Origin of the sequence: Bordetella genomosp. 5, assembly GCF_002261475.1 — a bacterium.
In the GTDB taxonomy this organism is placed as follows: Bacteria; Pseudomonadota; Gammaproteobacteria; order Burkholderiales; family Burkholderiaceae_B; genus Bordetella.
Window position 1 is genome coordinate 169,079 of record NZ_NEVN01000002.1, and the last position, 12,844, is coordinate 181,922.

12 protein-coding genes are annotated in these 12,844 nt (G+C 69.9%); 3 read left to right on the forward strand and 9 right to left on the reverse strand.

The window, feature by feature from the left end:
• Window positions 1-13 precede the first annotated feature (13 nt).
• Together CEK29_RS04330 and CEK29_RS04335 are read left to right on the forward strand one after the other, a co-directional pair.
• Window positions 14-583, forward strand: a complete 570-nt coding sequence (locus CEK29_RS04330; protein ID WP_094803566.1) for an RNA polymerase sigma factor — start codon at window positions 14-16, stop codon at window positions 581-583.
• Between the two features lies 1 nt (window position 584).
• Window positions 585-1,433, forward strand: a complete 849-nt coding sequence (locus tag CEK29_RS04335; RefSeq protein WP_094803564.1) for an anti-sigma factor family protein — start codon at window positions 585-587, stop codon at window positions 1,431-1,433.
• Here the strand turns inward: CEK29_RS04335 and CEK29_RS04340 are convergent.
• The 9 genes from CEK29_RS04340 to CEK29_RS04380 form a co-directional block, all read right to left on the reverse strand.
• A complete protein-coding gene (locus tag CEK29_RS04340; protein ID WP_094803562.1) occupies window positions 1,417-2,121 on the reverse strand; it encodes an SDR family oxidoreductase in 705 nt (234 codons plus the stop codon). The genes CEK29_RS04335 and CEK29_RS04340 overlap by 17 nt on opposite strands.
• Before the next feature lie 104 nt (window positions 2,122-2,225).
• Window positions 2,226-3,092 (reverse strand): threonine/homoserine exporter RhtA, encoded by an 867-nt coding sequence (gene rhtA, locus CEK29_RS04345; protein ID WP_094803560.1) that lies wholly within the window; start codon window positions 3,090-3,092, stop codon window positions 2,226-2,228.
• A 217-nt stretch (window positions 3,093-3,309) separates the two neighbouring features.
• Complete coding sequence (locus CEK29_RS04350; protein ID WP_094857428.1) at window positions 3,310-3,735, reverse strand: universal stress protein; 426 nt, start codon at window positions 3,733-3,735, stop codon at window positions 3,310-3,312.
• Between the two features lie 208 nt (window positions 3,736-3,943).
• A complete protein-coding gene (locus CEK29_RS04355) occupies window positions 3,944-5,065 on the reverse strand; it encodes a class I SAM-dependent methyltransferase (RefSeq protein ID WP_094857429.1) in 1,122 nt (373 codons plus the stop codon).
• A 242-nt stretch (window positions 5,066-5,307) separates the two neighbouring features.
• Entirely contained in the window at window positions 5,308-5,565 is a 258-nt protein-coding gene (locus CEK29_RS04360) for a formate dehydrogenase subunit delta (protein WP_094857430.1), read from the reverse strand.
• A gap of 18 nt (window positions 5,566-5,583) precedes the next feature.
• Window positions 5,584-6,417: a formate dehydrogenase accessory sulfurtransferase FdhD gene (fdhD, locus tag CEK29_RS04365; protein ID WP_094803552.1), complete on the reverse strand. Its 834-nt coding sequence runs from the start codon at window positions 6,415-6,417 to the stop codon at window positions 5,584-5,586.
• 21 nt (window positions 6,418-6,438) lie between these two features.
• Complete coding sequence (gene fdhF / locus CEK29_RS04370; RefSeq protein WP_094857431.1) at window positions 6,439-9,315, reverse strand: formate dehydrogenase subunit alpha; 2,877 nt, start codon at window positions 9,313-9,315, stop codon at window positions 6,439-6,441.
• A gap of 17 nt (window positions 9,316-9,332) precedes the next feature.
• Entirely contained in the window at window positions 9,333-10,925 is a 1,593-nt protein-coding gene (locus CEK29_RS04375) for an NADH-ubiquinone oxidoreductase-F iron-sulfur binding region domain-containing protein (RefSeq protein WP_094857432.1), read from the reverse strand.
• Entirely contained in the window at window positions 10,922-11,476 is a 555-nt protein-coding gene (locus CEK29_RS04380) for a formate dehydrogenase subunit gamma (protein WP_094857433.1), read from the reverse strand. The genes CEK29_RS04375 and CEK29_RS04380 overlap by 4 nt, the downstream gene beginning before the upstream one ends.
• A gap of 234 nt (window positions 11,477-11,710) precedes the next feature.
• Here CEK29_RS04380 and CEK29_RS04385 point away from each other — a divergent pair, with 234 nt between their 5' ends.
• Window positions 11,711-12,805: a substrate-binding domain-containing protein gene (locus CEK29_RS04385; RefSeq protein WP_094857434.1), complete on the forward strand. Its 1,095-nt coding sequence runs from the start codon at window positions 11,711-11,713 to the stop codon at window positions 12,803-12,805.
• Window positions 12,806-12,844 lie beyond the last annotated feature (39 nt).

The window sequence follows — 12,844 nt, forward strand, 5'->3', positions numbered from 1 at the left end:
CGTACGGGCGCCGATGCCTGGTGACATCGAGGCCCGGATCGTGGCCTGCATCCCCAGCCTGCGTCGCTATGCGCGCGGGCTGACGGGTGACCGCGACCGCGCCGACGATCTGGTGCAGGACACGCTCGAGCGTGCCTGGAGCCGCTACTCGCGCTGGCAACAGCGCGGGGAGCTGCGCGCCTGGATGTTCGGCATCATGCACAACCATTTCGTCGACGGCTTGCGCGCGCGCCAGCGCGGGCTCGAAGTGGTGGCGGAGGACGGCGAGCTGCCGGACGTGCCGGTGCGCGCCACGCAGACGGACGCGCTCGAACTGCGCGATCTCGATCGCTGCCTCGCCCGGCTTGCGCCCGAGCAGCGCGCGGTCCTGCTGCTGGTGGCGGTCGAAGCGTTCAGCTATCGCGAGGCCGCGCAGGTGCTCGACGTGCCGGTGGGCACCGTGATGTCGCGGCTGTCGCGCGCCCGCGAGCGCCTGGCCGCACTGCTTGCCGAACGCGACGAGGGCGTGCCGGTTGCGCCCGCAACCGCTTCCGATGATCCGCCCGGCATGGCGCAGGGCCGCCATCTGCACCGTATCAAATGAAATGAACGACGACGATTTTGCTCCTCTGCCGCCCGCGGGCGCGCCGATCACCGAAGCCGACCTGCATGCGTTGGCCGATGACCAGTTGTCCGCGGCCCGGCGTGCCGAGGTCGAGGCCTTCGTGCGCGAGCATCCGGAAGCCGCGGCGCAGGTGGCGCGTTGGCGCGCGCAGAACGGCGCCCTGCAGGTGCATTTCGCCGACGTGCTCGACGAACCCTTGCCGCTGCGCCTGCCGCTCGCGCCGCCCGCGCCCCGGCGGGTGTGGGGCAGGGCCCTGGCCGCCGGCCTCGCGCTGGCCGTCTTGAGCGGCACGGCCGGCTGGTTCGCGCGCGGCGAAATGGAAGCCCGCGGCGTGCGCGCGGCCGCGGTGGAGCCCGGCATGTTCGCGCATCGCGCCGCCGTCGCCCATGCGGTCTACGCGTCCGATATGCGGCGTCCGGTGGAGATGGGCGGCGAGCACGAGCAGGCGCTCGTGACCTGGCTCACGCGCCGCGTGGGCGTGCAGGTGCATGCGCCGGATCTGTCCGCGGCGGGCTATCAGCTGATGGGAGGGCGGCTCTTGCCGGGCGGGAGCGGCGCGGTGGCGCAGCTCATGTACGGCACCGGGGGCGGTGGCGGCGCGCGCGCCGACCAGCGGCTCACGCTGTACGTCACGCGCGAGGCGACCACGGGGCAGACCGCGTTCCGCTTCATGCAGGACGGCCCCGTGCGGGTGTTCTACTGGATCGAAGGCTCGCTGGGCTATGCGCTGTCGGGCGAGGTGTCGCGCGACGAACTGCTGCGCGTGGCCCAGGAGGTCTACCGCCAGCTCGCGCCGGCGGCAGGCGCCACGCTTATACCGAACGGGTGATGCCGCCGTCGATGCGGATGTTCTGGCCGGTGATGTAGCTGGATGCGCTGGACGCGAGGAACGCGATCAGGTCCGCCACTTCTTCGGCGCGGCCATAGCGTCCCATCGGGATGCGCTCGCGGCGATCGTCCTTCTCGGGCAGGCTGTCGATGAAGCCCGGCAACACGTTGTTCATGCGCACGTTGTGCGGCGCATATTCATCGGAAAACAACTTGGTGAATGCGGCCAGACCGGCACGGAACACGCCCGAGGTCGGGAACGCGGCTTCGGGCTCGAAGGTCGCGTAGGTCGAGATGTTGACGATGGCGCCACCGCCCTGGCGCTGCATCACCGGCGCCACCAGGCGCGTGAGGCGGACCACGTTGAGCAGGTAGTAGTCCATGCCGCGCGCCCAGTCTTCGTCGCTGATCTCCAGCAGCTTGCCCTTGGGACCATGCCCGGCGCTGTTCACGACCGCATCGATGCGGCCCCAGCGATCCAGCACGGTATCGACCAGCTTTTGCAGGTCGGCCGGCTCGAGGCTCGACCCCGTCACGCCCAGGCCGCCCAGCGATTCGGCCAGCGCCGCGCCCTTGCCCGAGGGCGACAGAATGGCGACCTGGAACCCGTCGGCGGCAAGCTTGCGCGCCGCCGCGGCGCCCATGCCGCTGCCACCCGCCGTGATGATGGCGACTTTGCTTTCAGACATTGCGACTCCTGATATCGGAGGGCGGCGGCAGGCCGCCCGGAGCGCCTATTTGAGCAGCCCGCAGGCGGCGTCGCAATCAAGCCCCTTTTGCTCGTGGGGCCGCCTCAGCGTTTGCCGCGGCTTGCGGTGAGCGTGATACCGGCCGACGCCGTCACGATGGCCGCGACGGCGCCCCACTGGGTCAGGCTGAGCGCCTCGCCCAGGAACAGCAGGCCCGAAATCGCGCCGAACACGGGTTCGAGGCTGAGCAGCGTGCCGAAGGTGCGCGCGGGCAGACGGGTGAGCACGACCACTTCGAGCGCGTAGGGCAGGGCGCTCGAGAGCACCGCCACCGCCACGGCGGCCGGCAGCAGCTGCGCCGAGAAGAGCGCCGAGCCGGCGCTGGCGATTCCGAAAGGCAGGACCGCCAGCGCCGCGAACGCGGCGGCGAGGGCCACGGTGCGCGGCCCGTAGCGCAGCCCGGCGCGTTGGCCGAACACGATGTACAGCGCCCAGCAGACGCCCGCGCCCAGCGCGTAAGCCACGCCCACGGGGTCGAGCGCGGCCAGGTCGTCGCCATGCGGGATCAGCACCACCAGACCGATCGCGGCCAGGCCGATCCAGGCGAAGTCGAGCAGCCGGCGCGACGTGAAGACCGCGACCGCCAGCGGCCCGGTGAATTCGAGCGCGACGGCGATCCCGAGCGGGATCGTGCTGATCGACATGTAGAACATCAGATTCATGCCGCCCAACGTCAGACCATAGAGCGCCACGATGCGCCAGCCCTCGGCCGGCAGCCGCAGGCGCCAGGGTTGCAGGATGGGCAGCAGAATGAGGGCGGAGAACAGCAGCCGCAGGGCCGCGGTGCCTTGCGCGCCCACGGCCGGGAACAGGCTTTTCGCCAGCGATGCGCCGCCTTGCAGCGAGGCCATGGCGATCAGGAGCAGCAGGACGGGAACGACGGGAGAGGCGGGGCGGTCAGGGGCGGACATCGGAACGGCGGGCGCGGAGGGAGCGCCAGCCCGGCGAGCCGGCGCGGCGCTATTCTACGCGTGCGCAGTAGCGCGCGCTGCGGCGGGCGCAGCACCGTGCGCTGCGGTGCGCACGGCGCCGGGCGCAGCGGCTGGCCCGTCGGCGCGCGCAGCGGCGCCCGCAACGGCTCGCCCGGCATCTTGCACGACAGCGGACGCGGTGACCCGCGCCTCCGCCCTATTTCACCAGCGTGACGGGCACCGGGCTCAGATGCAGCACCTTGGTCGCGATCGATCCCAGCATGATGGCGGGAATGCCGCCCAGGCCGCGCGTGCCCATTACGATCTCGCCCGCATCCAGCGTTTCGGCGCGGCGGACGATGCTCTCCGCGACCGGGCCGATCTCCTGATGCACGTCGTAGGGTTGGCCGGCGGCCTTCAGCACGGCCACCGCGTCCTTGAAGGCGAACTCGGCCTCTTCGCGCTGGTAGGTGTCGATGTCTTCCTGCGTGAGGCCCAGATGCAGGCCCTGGCGCACCAGGGTGGGCAGCACGGTCACCAGATGCACGGTGGTCTGGGCGGGATAAAGGTGGCGGTCTAGCACCACGCGCAGGGCGTGCAGCGCATGCTCCGAACCATCGACCGGAATCACGATGTCTTTCATAGGACTCTCCTCAGCTGGTGGGGGGCGTGGCCGGGACCGCCCGCAGGCGACCAACCTGACAAATACTTTAAAGCATGAGGAGAAAGCCCGCGCTGCGCGGGATCAATCAGGGGCGACGCGGTGGCGCCGCCCGGCAGCGCGCACCGCGCGACCGGACGCGGATGGCGGTGTCGCGCGGGTCTGGTGTGACGTCGATGCAGCGCGGCGCTCAGGCCGCGGCCAGCCGCCACAGCGTGGTGATCTCGCCCGAGCGCGCGGCGTGCAGCGGATCGGTCGGATCCAGCGCGCGCTTGTGCGTGGGCCGGGTGTCGTGCCGCGCCACCACGCGCAGTCCCGCCTCGGCGATCCAGCCCGCGAGTGCCTCGGGCGCGCGCAGGCCGATGCGTTCGGCGAGGTTCGACATGACGAGCCAGCCTTCGCCCGCGGGCGTCAGGTGCGCGGCCAGGCCGGCCAGAAAGCCCCGCAGCATGCGGCTGTCGGGGTCGTAGATGGCGGCTTCGATCGGCGAACTGGGCCGCGCCGGCAGCCACGGCGGGTTGCACACGACCAGATCGAAGCGGGCATCGGGATACAGATCGCTCGCGCGCACCTCGACCTTGTTCTGCAGGCCCAGACGCTGGAGATTGTCGCGCGTGCAGGCCAGGGCACGCGGATCCTGATCGACCGCCAGCACCTGCAGACCGCGCCGCGCCAGCACCGCCGCCAGCACGCCCGTGCCGGAACCCAGGTCGAGCGCGGTACCGGCGCCGGCCGGCAAGGGCGCGCGCGCGACCAGATCGATGTATTCACCGCGCACCGGCGAGAACACGCCGTAATACGGATGCAGCGTCGCGCCGCCCAGGGCCGCGATGGGCACGCCGTTGCGGCGCCATTCGTAGGCGCCGATCAGGCCCTGCAGCTCGCGCAACGAAATCAGATAGGGCTCGTCGGCCGTGCCGTGCGCCTGCGCGCAGGCCTGGGCCACGTCGGGGGCGCGCCGCAGCGGGATGTGATCGCCGGGCTGCACTTCGATCAGCAGCAGGCCGAGCGTGCGGGCACGTTGCGCCTGCCGCATGCGATGCTGGTTGAAGGCGTCGAGCTGGGTGTCGGCGGGCTTGACGCGGCGCTTGTCGACGCGGCGCGTGATGGCTTGCAACAGCTGACGGGCGTTCTGGAAGTCGCCGCGCCACACCAGGCCGATGCCTTCGCTCGTCATGCGATAGGCGAGATCGGCGGTGAGCGTGTCGTCGACGCATTCGAGGCGGCGCGGCACGGGCGCCCCGCTCTCCGATTGCCAGCGTGCCCGGCGCTCGGCGCCGTCTTCGGTCCAGGTGGCGCACTCGAGGCTCATCGCGCGCTCCTCGAAAAGGGGCGGGCGGCAAAGGCGTGAGGGAATCGGGGCATGGCGAAGAAAGTCCGGGCAGAGCCTCGCAATGTAGCAGTTTCGGATAGCCCGGGCCGAGGCCGATACCGCCGATCACGCCCGAGCCCAACCAGAGCATCCACATCTGGTGCAGATAAATGCCCGCCGCCGAGATCACCAGGGTGGCCGGCCGCAAGAAGCGTCCGATCCGGATCGGTGAGGCGTTGCAGCTAGACCGTGGCCGCCACCCGTGGCGCGAAGCGCGCCGGGTCGGCCTGGATCGCCGCAAGCACGAGGGGATGCAGGGGCACCTCGCCCTGTCCGTCCGGATGCCGCACGATCCAGTCCAGCAGTTCGGTGCGCATGCGCGGCTCCCAGAACTTCTGGATGTGGTTGGCCACGCCCTCGGCGCCTTCGGCGCGATCGGGATACGCATCGAAGAAATCGCCGATGCGGTTGGCCATGCGGATCAGGTTGACGGGGTCCATGAGACGTCTCGCGCGGGATCAGGCCCGGATGCGCTCCGGGTGGCTGTACAGGGTGGCGTCGGCATTGCGGGCAAAGCCGACCAGGGTCAGGTTGGACTGCTGCGCCAGGCGGATCGCGAGCGCGGTGGGCGCCGATACGGCGGCCAGCACGCCGATGCGCGCGGACGCGGTCTTCTGCACCATCTCGAAGCTCGCGCGGCTCGACACCAGGGCCAGGCCCGTGGCGGCGGGCAGGCCGGCGCGGGCCAGCGCGCCGATGAGCTTGTCCAGCGCGTTGTGGCGGCCCACGTCTTCGCGCACCAGCTGGATCTGGCCTTGCGCATCGGCCCAGCCGGCCGCGTGGGTGGCGCCGGTGACATCGTGCAGACGCTGGTGCGGGCGCAGGGCGCGCATCGCGTCGAGCAGCAGCTGCACCGCGAACGGCTCGCCGTCGGGCAGGGGCGGCACCGGCCGCAGCACTTCAGGCAGGGTCTCGACGCCGCACAGGCCGCAGCCCGTGCGGCCGGACATGGCGCGGCGGCGCTCTTTCAGGCGCGCCAGGCACGCGCTGGCGATTTCCAGCTGCACCACGATGCCGTCGGGCCGCGGGTCCAGGTCGATGCCGCGCACGTCGCTCGCGCTGCCCACGATGCCCTCGGTCAGCGAGAAGCCGAGCGCGAAGTCTTCGAGGTCGGACGGCGTGGCCAGCATGGTGGCGTGGCTGATGCCGTTGTACTCGAGCGCGACCGGCGTTTCCTCGGCCACATGGTCCGTCTGCGCGGCGGGGGCAAGCTGGCCGGCGCGGATGCGCACGACCTGCGTGTCGGCGCTGACGGACCAGTCGGGCGTGGGGCGGGGGACTTGGCAATCCATGGCGGTGGCTTCCGGTATGGGTTATTTCCCCGCCAGGGCGTCGGCATTCTCGCGCGTGCGTCCGGCCAGCAGCTGCTGTTGCAGATCGGCATCGCGCGACCAGCGGCGCTGCCACTCGGAAGGCTGCGACACGCGCGTCACCTGCACGGCGGTCACCTTGTATTCGGGGCAGTTGGTCGCCCAGTCCGAGTTGTCGGTGGTGACCACGTTCGCGCCCGATTCGGGGAAGTGGAACGTGGTGTATACCACGCCCGGCTGCACCCGGTCGGTCAGGGTGGCGCGCAGCACCGTTTCGCCGGCCCGGCTCTGGATGCCGACCCAGTCGCCTTCGGCCACGCCGCGGTCCTCGGCGTCCTGGGGGTGGATCTCGAGCACGTCCTCGCCGTGCCACATCACATTCGGCGTGCGGCGGGTCTGGGCGCCCACGTTGTACTGCGACAGGATGCGGCCCGTGGTGAGCAGCAGCGGGAAGCGCCGCGTACTGCGTTCGTCGGTCGGCACGTAGCGGGTGATCATGAATCGGCCCTTGCCGCGCACGAACTCGTCGATATGCATGATGGGCGTGCCCTCGGGCGCCGCGTCGTTGCACGGCCATTGCAGGCTGCCGTGCTGGTCGAGCTTGGCATAGTTCACCCCGGTGAAGGTCGGCGTGAGGCGCGCGATCTCGTCCATGATCTCGCTCGGGTGCGTGTAGTTCATGGGGTAGCCAAGCGCGTTCGACAGCGCCGCCGTGACTTCCCAGTCGGCTTTGCCGTTCTTGGGCTCCATCACCTTGCGCACGCGCGAGATGCGGCGTTCGGCGTTGGTGAAGGTGCCGTCTTTCTCGAGGAACGACGAGCCCGGCAGGAAGACGTGCGCGTACTTGGCGGTCTCGTTGAGGAACAGGTCCTGCACCACGATGCATTCCATGGCCGAGAGCGCGGCGGCCACGTGCTGGGTGTTGGGATCGGACTGCACGATGTCCTCGCCCTGGCAGTACAGGCCCTTGAAGGATCCCGCCAGCGCCGCCTCGAACATGTTCGGAATGCGCAGCCCCGGTTCGGGTTGCAGCGTGACGCCCCAGTCGGCCTCGAACTGATGGCGCGTGATGTCGTCGGAGATGTGGCGATAGCCCGGCAGCTCGTGCGGGAAGGAGCCCATGTCGCACGAGCCTTGCACGTTGTTCTGGCCGCGCAGGGGGTTCACGCCCACGCCCTCGCGTCCGATGTTGCCGGTGGCCATGGCCAGGTTTGCGATCGCCATCACGGTGGTCGAGCCCTGGCTGTGTTCCGTGACCCCCAGGCCGTAATAGATGGCGCCGTTGCCGCCGCCGGCGTAAAGCCGGGCCGCGCCGCGCACCGCGGCGGCGGGCACGCCGGTGATCTCCTGCATGGCTTCGGGCGAGTTTTCGGGCAAGGCCGCGAAGGCCGCCCACTGCTCGTAGGCCTTGGTTTCGCAGCGCTCGGCCACGAAACTTTGGTCGACCAGACCCTCGGTCACGATCACATGCGCCAGCGAGGTCAGCAGCGCGGTGTTGGTGCCGGGCCGCACCTGCAGATGGTAGTCGGCCTTGATGTGCGGCGAGCTCACCAGTTCGATGCGGCGCGGATCGATCACGATCAGGCGCGCGCCCTGGCGCAGCCGCCGCTTCAGGCGCGACGCGAACACCGGATGCCCGCTGCTGGGGTTCGCGCCCATCACGATCACCAAGTCGGTATGCATCACGGAGTCGAAGGTCTGCGTGCCTGCGGACTCGCCCAGCGTCTGCTTCAGGCCGTAGCCGGTAGGCGAATGGCACACGCGCGCACAGGTGTCGACGTTGTTGGTGTTGAAGGCCGCGCGCACGAGCTTCTGCACCAGCCAGGTCTCTTCGTTGGTGCAGCGCGAGGAGGTGATGCCGCCCACCGCGTCCTTGCCATGCTCGCCCTGGATCCGGCGGAACTCGCTCGCCGCGTACTGGATGGCCTCGTCCCACGAGACCTCCTGCCACGGATCGGTGATGCGCCTGCGGATCATGGGCTTGAGGACGCGCTCCTTGTGGGTCGCGTAGCCCCAGGCGAAGCGGCCCTTCACACAGGAGTGGCCGCGATTGGCCTGGCCGTCTTTCCAGGGCACCATGCGCACCAGTTCCTGCCCTTTCATTTCTGCCTTGAAGCCGCAGCCCACGCCGCAATAGGCGCAGGTGGTGATCACCGAATGCTCGGCCTGGCCCATCATGATGACGGTTTTTTCCTGCAGCGTCGCGGTCGGACAGGCCTGCACGCAGGCGCCGCACGACACGCACTCGCTTTCCATGAAGGGCTGGTCCTGGCCCGGCGACACGCGCGATCCGAAGCCTTTGCCCGAGATCGTCAGCGCGAACGTGCCCTGGGTTTCTTCGCAGGCGCGCACGCAGCGGTTGCAGACGATGCACTTGGCCGGGTCGTAGGTGAAGTAAGGATTGGACTCGTCCTGCGCGGCGTGGATGTGGTTCGCGCCGTCGGTGCCGTAGCGCACGTTGCGCAGGCCCACCACGCCCGCCATGTCCTGCAGCTCGCAGTCGCCGTTCGCCGCGCAGGTCAGGCAGTCGAGCGGGTGATCCGAGATGTAGAGCTCCATCACGCCGCGGCGCAGGTCGTGCAGCTTGGGCGTTTCGGTGTACACCACCATGCCGTTCTCGGCGGGCGTGGTGCACGAGGCGGGATAGCCGCGCCGCCCCTCGATCTGCACCAGGCAGAGCCGGCACGAGCCGAACGGCTCGAGGCTGTCGGTGGCGCACAGCTTGGGGATGTTGATGCCGGCCTCGGCGGCCGCGCGCATGACCGAGGTGCCTTCGGGCACCTGGATCTCCTGGCCGTCGATGGTCAGGGTCACGAAGTCGGTGGCGGTGCGGGCCGGCGTGCCGAGGTCGCGTTCGCGCTTGATCACGATTTCGAACATGAGCGGTCTCCGAAGAATCAGGCGGGCTGGGCCGTGCGGGTCAGGCCGAAGTCGGCGGGGAAGTGGTCCAGCGCCGACAGCACCGGGAACGGCGCCATGCCGCCGAGGGCGCAGAGCGAGCCGCCCAGCATGGTGTCGCACAGGTCGCGCAGCAGCACGACCTGCTGCTCGCGTGCCGCGCCGCCCGCGATGATGCGGTCGATCGTCTCGACCCCGCGGGTCGAGCCGATGCGACAGGGCGTGCATTTGCCACAGGACTCGATCGCGCAGAATTCCATGGCGTAGCGGGCCATGTGCGCCATGTCGACGGTGTCGTCGAAGGCCACCAGGCCGCCGTGTCCGATCATGGCCGAGATGCGCGCATAACCTTCGTAATCGAGCGGCTCGTCCCATTGCGACTCGGGCAGGTAGGCGCCGAGCGGGCCGCCGACCTGCACGGCCTTGAGCGGCCGGCCGCTGGCCGAGCCACCGCCGAAGTCGTAGAGCAACTCGCGCAGCGTCAGCCCGAAGGCCTTTTCGACCAGGCCGCCATGCTTCAGGTTGCCCGCGAGCTGGAACGGCAGTGTGCCGTGCGAGCGGCCCACGCCGAATTCGCGGTAGTAGGTCGCGCCGCGCGCCAGGATCGTGGGCACGGTGGCGAGCGATATCACGTTGTTGATCACCGTGGGCTTGCCGAACAGGCCCTGCACCGCGGGCAGCGGCGGCTTGGCGCGCACCACGCCCCGCTTGCCTTCGAGGCTTTCGAGCAACGAGGTCTCTTCGCCGCAGATATAGGCGCCGGCGCCGACCCGCACTTCCATGTCGAAGGCCCGCCCGCTGCCGTGGATGTCCACGCCGAGCCAGCCCACCTCGCGCGCGCGCCGGATGGCCTCGCGCAGCGTGGCGATCGCCTGCGGATACTCCGAGCGCACATAGATGTAGCCCTGCGTCGCGCCCACGCCCAGGCCGGCGATGGTCATGCCCTCGATGAGCGCGTAGGGATCGCCCTCCATCAGCAGGCGGTCGGCGTAGGTGCCGGAGTCGCCCTCGTCGGCATTGCACACGATGTATTTGCGCGAGCCGGCCGCGGCGAGCACGGTCTTCCACTTGATGCCGGTCGGGAAGGCGGCGCCGCCGCGCCCGCGCAGGCCGGAGTCGACCACTTCCTGCACGATGGCGTCGGCGCTCATCGTCAGTGCCCGCTCCAGGCCCGCCAGGCCGCCATGCGCGGCGTAATCCTGGATCGACAGCGGATCGGTCACGCCCACGCGTTCGAAGGTCAGGCGCTCCTGGCGCGCGAGATAGGGGATGGCCTCGGTGGGCCCATGGCACAGCGGGTGCGCCGCGCCGTCGAGCCAGCCACAGGCGAACAGACTGTCCAGATCCTCGAGCTGCACCGGCCCATACGCCACGCGGCCGGCCGGCGTGGCGATCTCCACCAGCGGCTCGAGCCAGAGCAGGCCGCGCGAGCCGTTGCGCACGATATCGATGGGCCGTCCGAGCGCGTCGGCGCGGCGGGCGATGTCGTCGGCAATCGCGTCGGCGTCGAGCGCCAGCGCGGCCGCGTCGCGCGGCACATACACCCGCACCAGCGGTGGCTCGTTGCGCGGGGTGACGATGGGGGCGTTCATGCGGACTCCTTGAGCGCGCGGCCCAGCAGACGGTCGAAGCGCTGCGGCGTGACCCGGGCGTGGGGCCGGCCGTCGATCAGCATGGCGGGCGACTGGGCGCACAGGCCCAGGCAGTACACCGGCTCGAGCGTGACCGCGCCATCGGCGCCGTGCTCGTGAAAATCGCAGCCGAGACGGGCGCGGGCATGGCCGGCGAGGGCGTCGGCGCCCATGGCCTTACAGGCCTCCGCGCGACAGAGCTGCACCACGTGGCGCGCCGCCGGCTCGCTGCGAAAGTGCGGATAAAACGTGATCACACCGTGCACTTCGGCCCGCGACAGATTCAGGATCTCGGCGATGGTCTGAACCGTCTCGGGCGGAATACAGCCCAGTTCGTCCTGCACGGCATGCAGGATCGGCAACAGGCAGCCGGGCTCGTGCAGATGCGCCGTCGCGATGCGCGCGGCGGCGGCGATGGCGGGCGAGGCCTGGGCGGCGCGGTCGCGCGCCAGGTCGCCGCCACGCGCGCCGGCGCTGGAGGCGAGATTCGCTTTGGCCGGGGATTGGGCCATGACTGTCTCCTCGTGGCCGCGCTGAGGGCGGCCTTCGTGATACCGGCGCCCGGCGCCTTATATGCAAAACAGAACATATAAGTGCGTCGGCTGTCGGCCGTCTCCTCGTGGGGGTTCGTCGGGTGTAGCCCTTGTGTGCAGCGCAACATCAAGCCACACAAGGGTTTTTTCGAATTCCGCCCCGGGTTTGGCGCTACTCTATGCGCGTTCGTCGTGCCCTTCAATATGCATGAAATGACATATAACTTTCGAATCGGGCTGCGCCCGCACTGGACCCTCGAAGGCGCCGATGGCGAGGCGCCGGGCGACGGCCTGTCGCTACAGGAGCTGCTGGCGATGCTGGCCGCCATCGACGCCACCGGGCACATCGCGGGCGCCTGCAAGGCGTGCGGACTGTCGTACCGGCACGGCTGGGGCGTGCTGCGGCGCTTCGAGGCGCTGTTCGGCACCGCGCTCATCGTCACGCGCCGGCGTCAGGGCACGCAGCTTTCGCCGTTTGCCGAGCGCCTGCTCTGGGCCAATCGCCGCATCGCGGCGCGGCTGATGCCCACGCTCGACAGCCTCGCCTCCGAGCTCCAGGAAGAGCTGGAGCGCCTGCAGACCCAGGCGCGACCGCATCTGCGTCTGCACGCCAGCCACGGTTTCGCCGTCGAGGCGCTGATGCAGCACTGGGGGCAGCGTGAGCCCGCGTTGGAGTTGCGTTATCGCACGGCGGTGGAGGCGCTCGCTTCGCTCGAGCGCGGCGATTGCGATCTCGCCGGCTTCCAGATCCCGCTGGGCGAATTCGAGCGCGGCATCTATGCCAATTACGCGCAATGGCTGCACGACGACGAGCACCTGCTCATCCACCTGGCCGTACGCAGCACGGGGCTGTTCGCCGTGGCGGGCAATCCCAAGCAGGTGCGGGGCGTGGCCGACCTGGCGCGACCGGACATCCGCTTCGTCAACCGCCAGCCGGGATCCAGCACGCGTTTTCTGGTGCATCTGATGCTGCAGCGGGCCGGGATCGCGGCCGACGCCGTGCAGGGCTTCCAGACCAATGAGTTCACGCACATGGCGATCGCGGCGCACATCGCCAGCGGCATGGCCGATACGGGCGTGGGCGTCGAGACGGCGGCGCGCCGCTTCGGGCTGGACTTCATTCCGCTGGTCCAGGAGCGCTATTTTTTCGCCATCCGCAAGAGTGCGCTGGAGAGCCCGGCGATGCGGGAGTTTCTGCGTTTCCTGCGCAGCGCCGGCTTTCTGCGTTGCGTGGCCGAGCTGGTGGGTTACGACGCCGCCAAGACCGGCCAGATCCAGACCGTGCGGGAGGCCTTCTTCGGGGCGTAGGGGTATCGGCGCGCTCTGCCGCCGCTGGCGCTATGATGA